Source organism: Actinoplanes cyaneus (assembly GCF_016862095.1).
Classification (GTDB): Bacteria; Actinomycetota; Actinomycetes; order Mycobacteriales; family Micromonosporaceae; genus Actinoplanes; species Actinoplanes cyaneus.
In genome coordinates this window covers 36,223-48,016 of record NZ_BOMH01000019.1, presented here as the reverse complement: position 1 = coordinate 48,016, position 11,794 = coordinate 36,223, and the positions used below count along the sequence as shown (strand labels likewise).

Genomic DNA, 11,794 nt, shown 5'->3' with positions numbered 1-11,794 from the left:
CGGGGAACGGCTGCTGTCTACTTCGCCGTCAGGTCGTAGACCGTCGTGCCGCCGACCGTGGTGGCCGTGTAGTTCTGCGAGACCCACGTGGCGATCTGCGACGATTCGGTCGTGCCGCCGCCCGCGCCGCCACCGCCGCCCATGCCCCCGCCGGAGATGTAGTAGTGGATCCGGCCCGCCGCCACGTACGCCTGGAACTGCGCGAGCGTGGGGGAGGGGTCGCTGCCGTTCCAGCCGCCCAGGGCGATCACCGAGGTGCCGGAGGCGAGTTCCAGATCGGCCGCCGAGGTGGCCCCGCTGACCGCCGCGGACCACGTGGTCGTGCTGGCCTCGAGCAGCGCGTTCAGCTCGCTGTTGCTGCTGCCTGCCCCACGACCCATCGCGCCTCCGTTGCCGGCGCGCCCGCCATCGGTGGAGGACGACGATGGGGTGTTCGCCGGTGGTGCGTCGCCCGTCGGGGCGCTCCCACGATCGCCGCCGCCGTCCGTACGGGAGAAGCCTCCCGGACCTCCACCCATGCCGGACGTGCCGGACGGCCCTGAGCTGGGAATGGAGCCCGTGTGGGCGACCGTGACCGTCGCGGTCGCGTAGGCCGCGGTGCCCAGGCCGGCCGAGAGCAGGCCGGCGGCGATCCCGACGACCGCGATTCTGCGCAGCTGTGCGGCCGGAGCGACCAGGGCGAGCGCCGCGATGATGCCGGCGGCGAGCGCGGCCCACCGCAGTGCCGGCATCCAGTCGGTGCGGCCCAGCAGCACCCAGCCCCAGCCGGCAGTGGCCAGGATCATGCCGGCGAGCACGATCCGTGCCCACGCCTGCGCCCGGTAGAGCCAGAGCACGCGGGTCCCGATGCCGACGAGCGCGGCGATCGACGGCGCCAGGGCGATCGTGTAGTACGGGTGGATGGTGCCGCTCATGTAGGAGAACGTCACGCCGGTGACCAGCAGCCAGCCGCCCCACAGCAGCATCCCGGCGCGGGCCCGGTCGGTCCGTGGCGCGGTCCAGGTCACCGCGAGCACCGCCACCAGGGCGATCAGCGCGGCCGGCAGCAGCCAGGAGATCTCGGTGCCCATCGACTCGCCGAAGAGCCGTCCGATGCCCGTCGCCCCGCCGAAGCCGGTGTTGCCGCCGCCCCCGCCGCCCCCTCCGCCGCCGTTGCCGGAGCCGCCCAGGATCCGGCCCAGGCCGTTGTAGCCCAGCGCCAGCTCCCACAGCGTGTTGTTCGTCGAGCCGGCGATGTAGGGACGGGACGACGCCGGCCAGAGTGACACCAGCGCGATGAACCAGCCGGCCGAGACGACCAGCGCCAGCCCGGCGAGCAGCAGATGCCTGATCCGCCCGCCGAGCGTCGTGGGCGCCGCGACCAGGTAGACCAGCGCCATCGCCGGCAGCACCAGGAACGCCTGCATCATCTTGGTCAGGAAGCCGAAGCCGAGCAGCACCCCCGTCCAGACGAGCCAGGTGGCGCTCGCCCGCTCGGTGGCGCGGACCGTCGTGTACGCCGCCGCGGTCATCAGCAGCACCAGCAGCGCGTCCGGGTTGTCGTAGCGGAACATCAGCACCGCCACCGGGGTCAGCGCCAGCGAGGCGCCGGCGATCAGCCCGGCGACGTGCCCGAACCAGCGGGTGACGGCCAGATACAGCAGCCACACACTGGCCACGCCCATCAGGGCCTGCGGCGCCAGGATCGCCCAGCTGTTCACCCCGAAGATGCGCGCGGACAGGCCCATCACCCACATCGCGGCGGGCGGCTTGTCGACGGTGATCGCGTTCCCGGCGTCGAGCGAGCCGAACAACCACGCCTTCCAGCTCTGCGCGCCGGCCTGCGCCGCGGCGGCGTAGAAGCTGTTCCCCCAGCCGGACGCGCTGAGATCCCAGAGGTACAGAACCGCGGTTGCCAGCAAAAGCGTGACCAAGGGGACACGCTGGCGGGTGGTGGTCGTCATGGGACTAACCTCGTGTGCGTGGCTACGGCGGCTCTGTGATCCATCTGTGGGTCGCCTATGAGCCCCAGTTCGCCGCGTCTGGCAGCGGTCCGTGCCACGATGGGCGAAGTGTCGAAGGTCCGGTCCGGAGTGGGAGAGATGAGCGAACACGTTTCCGACAGCGCCGAGTGGCAGGCACTTCAGGGCCACGCGGAGAAGTTCTCGGCGGTCCACCTGCGTGACCTGTTCGACAGTGAGCCGCAGCGTGGCGAGCGCTACGCCGCCGAGGTCGCCGATCTGTATGTCGACTACAGCAAGAACCTGATCACCGACGAGGTGCTGAGCGCGCTGTTCGCGCTGGCCGGCCGGGCGAAGCTGAGCGAGCGGATCGCCGCGATGTTCGCCGGTGAGCACATCAACGTCACGGAGGACCGCGCCGTCCTGCACACCGCGCTGCGCCTGCCGCGCGACGCGTCGCTGGTCGTCGACGGTCAGGACGTGGTCGCCGACGTGCACGAGGTGCTCGACCGGATGGGCGCGTTCGCCGACAAGGTGCGCTCGGGCGAGTGGGTCGGGCACACCGGCCAGCGGATCAAGACGATCGTGAACATCGGCATCGGCGGTTCCGACCTGGGCCCGGTCATGGCCTACGAGGCGCTGAAGGACTACTCCCAGCGCGACATCGAGGCGCGGTTCGTCTCGAACATCGACCCCACCGATCTGTACGAGAAGACGCGTGACCTCGACCCGGCCACGACGCTGTTCATCATCGTGTCCAAGACGTTCACCACGCAGGAGACGCTGACCAACGCCCGCGAGGCGCGCACGTGGCTGCTGGCGACGCTGAACGACGACGCCGCGGTCGCCAAGCACTTCGTGGCGGTCAGCACGAACGCCGCCAAGGTGGCCGAGTTCGGCATCGACACCGACAACATGTTCGGCTTCTGGGACTGGGTGGGCGGGCGTTACTCGCTGCCGTCCGCGGTCGGCCTGTCCGTGCTGATCGCGATCGGCAAGGAGCAGTTCGCCGACATGCTCGCCGGCTACCGCAAGATCGACGAGCATTTCCGCAGTACGCCGATCGAGCGCAACGTCCCGGCCCTGCTCGGCCTGCTCAACGTGTGGTATGACACGTTCCTCGGCGCGCAGTCGCACGCCGTCCTGCCGTACGCGCAGTACCTGCACCGCTTCGCCGCCTACCTCCAGCAGCTCACCATGGAGAGCAACGGCAAGTCCGTGCGCCTCGACGGCGCCCCGGTGAGCTTCCAAACCGGCGAAGTCTTCTGGGGCGAGCCCGGCACCAACGGCCAGCACGCGTTCTACCAGCTGATCCACCAGGGCACGAAGCTGATCCCGGCCGACTTCATCGGGTTCAGCCGGCCGAACCACGACATCGGCGAGATGCACGACCTGTTCATGTCGAACTTCCTGGCGCAGACCGGGGCGCTCGCGTTCGGCAAGACGGTCGAGCAGGTCGAGGCGGAGGGCACCAAGCCCGCTGTCGTGCCGCACCGGGTGATGCAGGGCAACCACCCGACGACCACGATCCTCGCCGACAAGCTGACGCCGCACACGTTCGGGCAGCTGGTGGCGCTCTACGAGCACATCACGTTCACCCAGGGCGTGATCTGGGAGATCAACTCGTTCGACCAGTGGGGTGTCGAGCTCGGCAAGGCCATGGCCAACCAGGTCGCGCCGAAGCTGACCTCGGCCGAGGCGCCGGCCGACGACGCCGACTCGTCGACCAACACGCTGATCAAGAGGTACCGGGCCGCGCGCGGCCGCTGATCGACCGAAGTCGCGGTGCCGTGGCGGTCGCGCCATGGCACCGCGACTTTCCGGAGTGGGGAGTGATGGAACCCATCCTGTTCAAGGGTCCCCTCGCACACGGATACGAGCGGGGGCGCCGGCTTCCCGACGACGCGGTGGACTCGTGGATGCGGGCTGCCCGGCGCAATGTGCCTCCCGGCCACGCCGAGCCGGTCCTCGACCTGGGCGCCGGCACCGGGCGTTTCTCGGCGGCGCTGGCCCTCACATTCGGCGTTCCGGTGACAGCGGTGGAGCCCTCCGCCGACATGCGTGCCGTGATACCCCGCCCGGTTGACGCGCGGGTGCACCTCGTGGGTGGCCGCGCCGAGGCGATTCCGTGTCGTGACGGTCTTTTCCAGGCGGTCTGGGCCTCTCAGGTCGCTCACCACATCGTCGACTTCGACGCGTGCGCGGCCGAACTTCGCCGGGTCCTCCGGCCGGGCGGCCGCGTGCTCCTGCGCGGCGGCTTCCACGACGAGGACCGGCCGCCGCCCCTGCATCACTGGTTCCCGGGCCTGCGCCGGTTGGCCGGCGAGGGATCGTCGGCGCTGGCCGCGCTCAGCGACGCGCTCGACCGGGTGGGCCTGCGCGAGCAGTGCCACGAGGTGATTCCGCAGGTTTCCGCGGCAAGCCTCGCCGACTTGTTGAGTCAGGTGGAGCTTCGTGCGCGGAGCCCGCTGCGCCGGCTCAGCGACCAGGAGTTCGCCGACGGGCTGGGCCGGCTCCGCGCCGCGGTCGCGGCGGAGAACGAGCCGCGGCCGGTCGTGGACCAGGTGGACCTCGTCGTCTTCGGGTGACTCAGCCACCCAGGGCTCGGCGTACTGCGGCGGGATCCGCGTGCCGGAAGTCTCCCCAGACCGCGTACGCGGCGTCCAGCTTGCCGACCAGTTTCGCGATCGCGTCGTCGACCCACTCCGGGCTGTATGCGCCGGAGGCCACCGCCTGCGCATATCGCACGGTGTCGACGATCGCCGACTTCACTCGTTCGTGCGCCAGGTAGGTGCCCAGGTCCTCCTGCCAAGTCGGGTTCGCCGGACCGAGGACCCCCGCCCAGAGCGCGGTCAGGCGCGCCTCCTCGGCCGACAGGTAACCCATCTTGTGCAGGTGACTAGCCAGGTCGTATACGGGATCGCCCCAGAGCGCCAGCTCCCAGTCGATGAAACGGCAGCCGGTGGGGGAGACAATGACGTTCTTGCGGTGGACGTCGCAGTGAAGGAGGGTGAACCCCCGTCCGGTGAGCGTTGGTACACCAGACGTCAACTGGTCCAGCGGATCCTCGGGGAATCCGAACTCACGGAACAGTTGCCGATAGACGTCGTGGTGACGCACGTGGACCCGCCGGGTCACCTCGATGAGTCGATCGAAGAAGCCGGGGCAGTCACCATCCTGCGGCCAGCCGTCCGGCAGCGGGGGCATCACCTCCCGGGGCACAGCGCTCAGCTCGCCGAACAGCCGGACGACATCATCGAGAACGCCCGGCGGGACCGGTCGACCACGGGGCGCTGCCCGATCGAGGAGGTCGCCCTCGATGAATTCGTGGATCTGGAACGCCGGCCGTTCCGTACGGAAATGGAGTAGGGGCGCGCCGGAAACCCGGTCGTGGATGCCGGCCAGCACGTCGGCCTCGTGCCAAATCCGCAAGTCCATGTCATCGGCGCCGTGCAGCGGAATCCGCACCAGACGACGCCCGGCCGGCACCGCGACGCCTACGTTGCGGTTGTAGTAGCCGGACTCGCCACCGCGTTCGAGCGCCATGCGGTACAGCACGTCCGGCGGGACCTCCCCGGCGCCGAGCAGCCCAGTTCCGACAGCCGCGATCCGCTCCTCGAGCCGTTCCCAGCGGTCGTCCGCGCGGAGGGCCGAACGTGCCTGCCGGGCGGCCTCGGAAACGATCGGCGACGGGCGGTCGATCCAGTCGAGCAGAAACTCCGCGACCAGCACGAGCGTCGGATAGACCTCAACGGCCCGCAATTCCTGCACGGCTGTCGTCGCGGCGCCGGCGGCATCCGTGAACCGGCCCTCGCGGGCGAACACGAAGGCGCGAACCAGCTCGGCGCGTGCCCGTCCGGACCGGTAGCCGCTGCTCTCCAGATATCCGCCGGCCTCGTCCAGTGCCTGATGTGCGGCGCCGAGGTCGCCGATTCGCAAGCAGGCGATGGCGGTCGCCGTGCTGATCTTGCCGAGCTCGTGCACCGCGCCGAGGACACGCTGCAGGCGGGTCGCCTCCACGGCCGTCACCCGAGCCGCGGCCGGGTCGGCGTGGGCGAGGATCTCGGTACGATTGGTGGCGACGTCGGCAACACCCACGTCGGAGCCCGCCAGCCGGTAGTGCTCGTGCGCCCGGGCGATGTGCTCGGCTGCCGGGCCGTAGTCGAAGTCGAACTGATAGGTCAGGGCCAGCAGCCGGGCCAGATGGCCGTGCAACTCGTGGTCCTCGGCTGGAGTCCGTCGCTGGAGCTCCGTGACGAGCCCGATGGCTTTCGCCGCCCTGCCCTGACACATGTGCAGGTCAGCAGCCCAGAGACCGGCCGTGCTCGCCGCCTGGCCAGTGGCGTCCCGCCAGACCGACTCGTAGATCCCGAGCGCCCGTGCGGTGTTGCCGAGGATGCGATCGGCTTGGGCGGCCGCCACCGCCAGCCGGGCGTTGATCTCTGTGTCATATTGTTCCGGGATCTCGCCGGTCGCCTGGCCCGCGGTCGCCGCGTCACCCCGGAGCAGCGCGATCTCAGCCGACAGGAGCCGGACCAATGCGTTCAGCTGCTCGGAATCCGTGTCCTCCGCGGTCGCGAGGTGTTCCTGGATGTCCGTGCGCAGGCCGTCCGCCTCCGACTGGACCCCTCGGGCGAGGATCCGGTCGGCATAACGCAGCAGGTCGATTGCGGCGAGTGAACCGGCCCGCATGCCGTGAAAAGCGGCTTCCCGGAGCGCCGCGGCAGTCTCGGCCGAGGAGGAAGCGGCCACCGCCCGATCGTCCCACACCTGGTGGAGCAGACGGTGCAGGTCGCGAGTCACCGCGGGGTCGAGTCGCCGGCGCAGGGCGTGCACCATCAGCTGGTGCAACTGGTGGCGCTCGCCGGTCGCCGACACGAAGGAGTAGTCGGTCAGGGACTGCCACATCAGGCGGTGCCCTGGCAGCCCGTACTCCTCGGCGATCCGCCGGAAGATCTTCTCGTCGAACACCCGGGCCACGTTGATCAGCTCCAGGAGCCGGACATGCGCCGGGTCGACGTGAGCGCAGAACCTCTCCAGGATGGTGTCGGTGGAGACCGGCACCGACTCCGGCGTGGCGCCGACCGGATCACCCGAGTCGATGGCCAGGTGCAGGTAGAAGGGCACGCCCGCGCTGGCCTGTGCAATCACGCGACGGGCCGTCACGTCGGCGACACCCGAGTCCTCGAGCAGCGTCATCCGGTGCTGCATCGGGAGGTCCTCGATGTGTTCGCGGTGGATGCGCCAACCCCAGTCCGGATGATGGCGGTGCCACTGCAACGGTTCACGGGCCGCCACCACGACCACGCCGTGCCGCAGCTGACCGAGCAGGTCGCGGAGCCAGCCGTCGCGCGCGGTCACGTTGCCCAGCCGCTCGGCGCCGCCTGCCAGCGCCTCGTACGCGTCGATGAACAGCAGGAAGGGCGCACGGGCACGACCGCCCTGAGCCAGCTCGGTCGCGAACAGGTAGGTGACCGCGTCGGCGAGTTCGGTGAGGGTGAGCGTGTCGAGCTCACGGATCGCCTCGTCGGTCCTCATCCACCGCCACTTCTTCACTCGGCGGGTCGCCCACTCGACCAGCCGCATGCTCGCCCCGAAGACCGGGACCCCGCTTGCCTGGTCCAGCACCTCGGTCAAGATGGCGCTGTGCTCGACCAGCGCCAAGCCGTCCTTGGAGATACGCAGGTTGGGGTGCAGCCGTTGCCACCAGACCGCGTAGGCGATGTCGAAGCGCGGGAAGTCGATGCCGGCGGCGCCGAACTGAGCGCGGAGCGTGGCGAGCGCGTTCTCCTGCTGACCCAGGGACGGGATTTGCAGATCGAGTGTCGCCTGGGGATGAGCCCCGGTCGCCCGGTTCCCGAACTCGGTCAGCAACCGGGACTTGCCGATCCCGCCGACTCCGGTGATGGTGAGCACCGGCGCCGGGACCGCAGTCGCCGGATCGGCCGCTCCGACCTGATCGAGGATCGCCTGGAAAGCGCCGAGGGCCTGTTCCCGATCGACGAAAGGCCGGCGGCTCGCGCCGGGCCGATACCTAGGCTGAAGCAAGAATCGTCTCCCCCGTGAGGAGACACATCCTATCTGGACGGTGCCTTCCGAGCGGTTCCCTAAGATTGACAGGAGTGATCGTGATGGAAGAGCCTGTTTTTGTCGGGCCCTCCTCCTAGGCTCACTGCCGTGGACGTCAACACGGCACTGAGCCTTCGCATGACCGGCCTGCTGCTCGGCGGGGTCACCAAGGGGTCGACCCTGGAGATCACCGAGTGGTTCGGCGCCATGCAGGCGCAGGATCTCAACAGCGTGCTCTGGTCGCTCGGCTCCCGCCTGCCCGGCCGCACCCTGCCGGAGGTCGTGGCCGACACCGAGCGGCGCGACGTCGTGCGCACGTGGCCGATGCGGGGCACGGTGCACCTGATCCCGTCCGCCGACGCGCATTGGATGCTCGAGCTCACCGGCGTCCGCGCGCTGGCCGGCGCGGCGAAACGCCGGGAGTTCCTCGGCCTCTCCGAGGCGGATGCGGACAGGGCCGCCGAGATCCTCGGCGCCACCCTGACGGGCGGCGGCCGCCTGACGCGATCGGCCTGCGTGGCCGCTCTCAACGAGGGCGGCGTCCAGGTCAGCGGCCAATTGGGCTACCACCTCCTGTGGTACGCGAGTCAGCGCGGCGTGACGGCCATCGCCCCGAACGAGGGGTCCGAGCAGACGTTCGTGCTTCTCGACGAGTGGGCGCCGAGCCGCAACACGCCGTCCCGGGAGGAGGCGCTGGGCATCCTCGCGCACCGCTACTTCCGTGGTCACGGCCCCACGACGGCAAAGGACTTCGCCGGCTGGACGATGCTCCCGATGAAGGACGCGCGCGCCGGGATCGCGGCGGCCGGCCTGGCGAAGGTCGACGTCGACGGCACCGAGATGTGGGCGGACCCGGCCGTTCTGGACGCGGGCCCGGTGCGCGGCTGGCACGCGCTGCCCGGCTTCGACGAGTACATGCTGGGTTACAAGGACCGCTCGATGATGGCCACGCCGGAGATGTTGAAAAGCATCGTCCCGGGCGGCAACGGCATCTTCAAGTCCACGCTGGTGCAGGACGGGAAGGTCCGCGCGATCTGGAAGCGCACGCTCGGCCGCAAGGCGGTGTCGATCGTGGTCTCGCCGCTGACGGATTTCACCGCCGGGGACTGGGTGGCCGCCGAGGAGGCGCTGCAGCCGTACGGGGCCTTTGTCGGACTTCCCGTCACTGTTAAGAGACTTGCTTAAAGGACTGTTAAGAACCCTTGATATTTGTGAACGTGAAAGCCACGATGTGGTGGCACAGGTCACGTTCGCGGCTGTCGAGGAGTTGCCATGGGTGTTCGCCGCCAAGTGTTAGCGCTGGTCGCCGGGGTGGGGATGGCGCTCGGGTCGATCGTGGCGTTCTCCGCGACCGGGCAGGCCGCCGTCACCTGCTCCTCGACGGTCTGGGCGGAAGGGGTCACCTACACCGCCGGGCAGCAGGTGACCTATCAGTCCAAGCTGTACCAGGCCCTCGTCACCCACACGGCCTATGTGGGGACCGGCTGGAACCCGGCCGCCACCCCGACGTTGTGGAAGGATCTCGGCGCGTGCAGCGGTGGCAGTACGCCGACGCCCTCCACGACATCTGCTTCGCCGACGGCTTCCCCGTCCACGTCGCCGACGGTTCCTCCTGTCGGTTGCGCCACGCGGGGCCGCCCGGCCGGCAAGGTGCTCCAGGGTTACTGGGAGAACTGGGACGGCGCCTCCAACGGCGTACACCCGGGCATGGGCTGGATCCCGATCAACGACAGCCGGATCACGCAGCACGGCTACAACGTGCTGATGGCCGCGTTCCCGGTGATCCGCTCGGACGGCACCGTGCTGTGGGAGAACGGCATGGACGCCGGCGTCAAGGTGCCCACCCCTGCCGAGATCTGCGCGGCCAAGTCGCAGGGCGCCACGGTCCTCATGTCGATCGGTGGCGCGGCGGCCGGCATCGACCTGAGCTCCAGCGCCGTCGCCGACAGGTTCGTGTCGACGATCGTGCCGATCCTCAAGGCGAACAACTTCGACGGCATCGACATCGACATCGAGACCGGGCTCTCCGGCAGCGGCAACATCGCCACACTCTCCGCCTCGCAGGCCAACCTGATCCGGATCATCGACGGGGTGCTCGCCGCGATGCCGTCGAACTTCGGGCTGACCATGGCGCCGGAGACGGCGTACGTGACCGGTGGCAGTGTGACCTACGGCTCGATCTGGGGCTCGTACCTGCCGATCATCAAGAAGTACCTGGACAACGGCCGGTTGTGGTGGCTGAACATGCAGTACTACAACGGCTCGATGTACGGCTGCTCCGGCGACTCCTACCCGGCCGGCACCGTGCAGGGCTTCACCGTCCAGACGCAGTGCCTGAACAACGGGCTGACGATCCAGGGCACCACGATCAGGATCCCGTACGACAAGCAGGTCCCCGGCCTGCCCGCCCAGTCCGGAGCCGGTGGCGGCTACCTGACGCCGTCGCTGGTCAGCCAGGCGTACAACAGCGTCCCCGGCATCAAGGGCCTGATGACCTGGTCGATCAACTGGGACGGCTCGAAGAGCTGGACCTTCGGCAACAATGTGAAGTCCCTCCAGGGCCGCTGACCGAAGGTTCACCACTTCGATTTTGATCTTCGCGGTCCGGAATCGAAGATGTACGGGGCGGCACCGAGGGTGCCGCCCCGTCGTCATCTTGCCGCGAAGTGGAATTGCGATGCTCTCTGCACTGGATCGTGCCCTCGCCCGCCTCCAGGACGAAGGCCTGCGCGGTCTGGCCAACCGTTACCTCAGTGTCTCCACCGACATCTGCGAAGGTGATCCGGCCGCACTCACGCTGCGTGAAGCGGCTCTCCGGGGTGACTGGCCGGCTGTCCGGGCCTTCCTGGCCGGCGTCGCCGACTCCAACGCCCGCTACTTCTACCTTCGGGTGGTCGCCCGGGCCAAGGGTGCCGAGAGGTGGCTCGACCAGGTCGTCCGGGCGAACCCGGCGGACACCCTGGCACTGCTCGTGTACGGTCACCGGCTGATCGCCTGGGCCTGGGAGGCGCGGGGCAGTGGCGCGGCATTCACCGTTTCGGACATGTATGCCCGGGTCTTCCGTACGCGGCTCGGTGAGGCGGAGGCGTACCTCGGCGAGGTGGTCAGCCGGAACCCCGGCGACGCCGACGCCTGGGCCGGGTTGATCACCTGCAACCGGGGCCTGCAGCGCGGCCTCGACGAGGCCTGGCGCCGGTTCAACGGATCGCGGGCAGCCGACGCGAACCACTGGGGCGCGCACGCCGCGATGCTGCAGCAACTCTGCGGCAAATGGGGCGGCGACGACCAGATGATGCACCGGTTCGCCGTCGAGTCCGCGGCCGCGGCGGCGGAGGGCAGCCCGGTCACGTGCCTCGTCCCGGAGGCGCACATCGAGATCTGGGTGGGCGGTGCCGGGCAGAAGTACATCCGCCGGCCGGAGGTGATCGAAGAGATCCGCAAGGCCGCCGCCTGGGGCCCGAACAGTCCCGCCTACCGGCCGTTTGCCGGCGACGCGGTCGTGCACAACCTGTTCGCCCGCGCGTTCATGAACGCCAAGCTGCCGTCCGAGGCGGCGCCGCACTTCGCCGCGGCCGGCAGCCGGGTCGTCGAGCTGGTCTGGGCCGACGCCGGCTATCTCTGGCCCGCTTCTCTCATCCATCTCTCCTACCTCGGCGAGCGCGCCAGGGCCCGGCGCTGACCAGTCCTCCCACGCCCGGCCGGGCTGTCCGACTCGGCCGGGCGCGCCGGGGCGCGTCGATGAGAGTCACGCCCGGCTGAGCGTCCGACCCAGTCGGCCGCGCGAC

7 protein-coding genes are annotated in these 11,794 nt (G+C 69.6%); 5 read left to right on the top strand and 2 right to left on the bottom strand.

Going from position 1 to position 11,794, the window contains the following annotated elements; all coding sequences use genetic code 11:
* Positions 1-17: 17 nt before the first annotated feature.
* A complete protein-coding gene (locus Acy02nite_RS13935) occupies positions 18-1,943 on the bottom strand; it encodes a glycosyltransferase family 39 protein (protein WP_203740633.1) in 1,926 nt (641 codons plus the stop codon).
* A gap of 138 nt (positions 1,944-2,081) precedes the next feature.
* Between Acy02nite_RS13935 and pgi the strand changes: the two genes are divergently transcribed.
* A complete protein-coding gene (pgi, locus tag Acy02nite_RS13930) occupies positions 2,082-3,710 on the top strand; it encodes a glucose-6-phosphate isomerase (protein WP_203740631.1) in 1,629 nt (542 codons plus the stop codon).
* A 65-nt stretch (positions 3,711-3,775) separates the two neighbouring features.
* Positions 3,776-4,528, top strand: coding sequence for a class I SAM-dependent methyltransferase (locus Acy02nite_RS13925; RefSeq protein WP_239174775.1), 753 nt, complete (start codon positions 3,776-3,778; stop codon positions 4,526-4,528).
* A gap of 1 nt (position 4,529) precedes the next feature.
* Here Acy02nite_RS13925 and Acy02nite_RS13920 read toward each other — a convergent pair whose 3' ends face one another.
* Positions 4,530-7,988: an aminoglycoside phosphotransferase family protein gene (locus Acy02nite_RS13920; protein ID WP_203740627.1), complete on the bottom strand. Its 3,459-nt coding sequence runs from the start codon at positions 7,986-7,988 to the stop codon at positions 4,530-4,532.
* A gap of 159 nt (positions 7,989-8,147) precedes the next feature.
* Between Acy02nite_RS13920 and Acy02nite_RS13915 the strand changes: the two genes are divergently transcribed.
* From Acy02nite_RS13915 to Acy02nite_RS13905, 3 genes are all read left to right on the top strand, one after another.
* Positions 8,148-9,194, top strand: coding sequence for a winged helix DNA-binding domain-containing protein (locus Acy02nite_RS13915; protein WP_203740764.1), 1,047 nt, complete (start codon positions 8,148-8,150; stop codon positions 9,192-9,194).
* An 87-nt stretch (positions 9,195-9,281) separates the two neighbouring features.
* A complete protein-coding gene (locus Acy02nite_RS13910) occupies positions 9,282-10,577 on the top strand; it encodes a carbohydrate-binding protein (protein WP_203740625.1) in 1,296 nt (431 codons plus the stop codon).
* Positions 10,578-10,686: 109 nt separating this feature from the next.
* A complete protein-coding gene (locus Acy02nite_RS13905; protein ID WP_203740623.1) occupies positions 10,687-11,688 on the top strand; it encodes a hypothetical protein in 1,002 nt (333 codons plus the stop codon).
* Positions 11,689-11,794: the final 106 nt, after the last annotated feature.

Excerpts from the sequence above, each read along its gene's own strand:
- Acy02nite_RS13935 (WP_203740633.1), bottom strand. The coding sequence starts at position 1,943 with ATGACGACCACCACCCGCCAGCGTGTCCCCTTGGTCACGCTTTTGCTG.
- pgi (WP_203740631.1), top strand. The coding sequence starts at position 2,082 with ATGAGCGAACACGTTTCCGACAGCGCCGAGTGGCAGGCACTTCAGGGC.
- Acy02nite_RS13925 (WP_239174775.1), top strand. The coding sequence starts at position 3,776 with ATGGAACCCATCCTGTTCAAGGGTCCCCTCGCACACGGATACGAGCGG.
- Acy02nite_RS13915 (WP_203740764.1), top strand. The coding sequence starts at position 8,148 with ATGACCGGCCTGCTGCTCGGCGGGGTCACCAAGGGGTCGACCCTGGAG.
- Acy02nite_RS13910 (WP_203740625.1), top strand. The coding sequence starts at position 9,282 with ATGGGTGTTCGCCGCCAAGTGTTAGCGCTGGTCGCCGGGGTGGGGATG.
- Acy02nite_RS13905 (WP_203740623.1), top strand. The coding sequence starts at position 10,687 with ATGCTCTCTGCACTGGATCGTGCCCTCGCCCGCCTCCAGGACGAAGGC.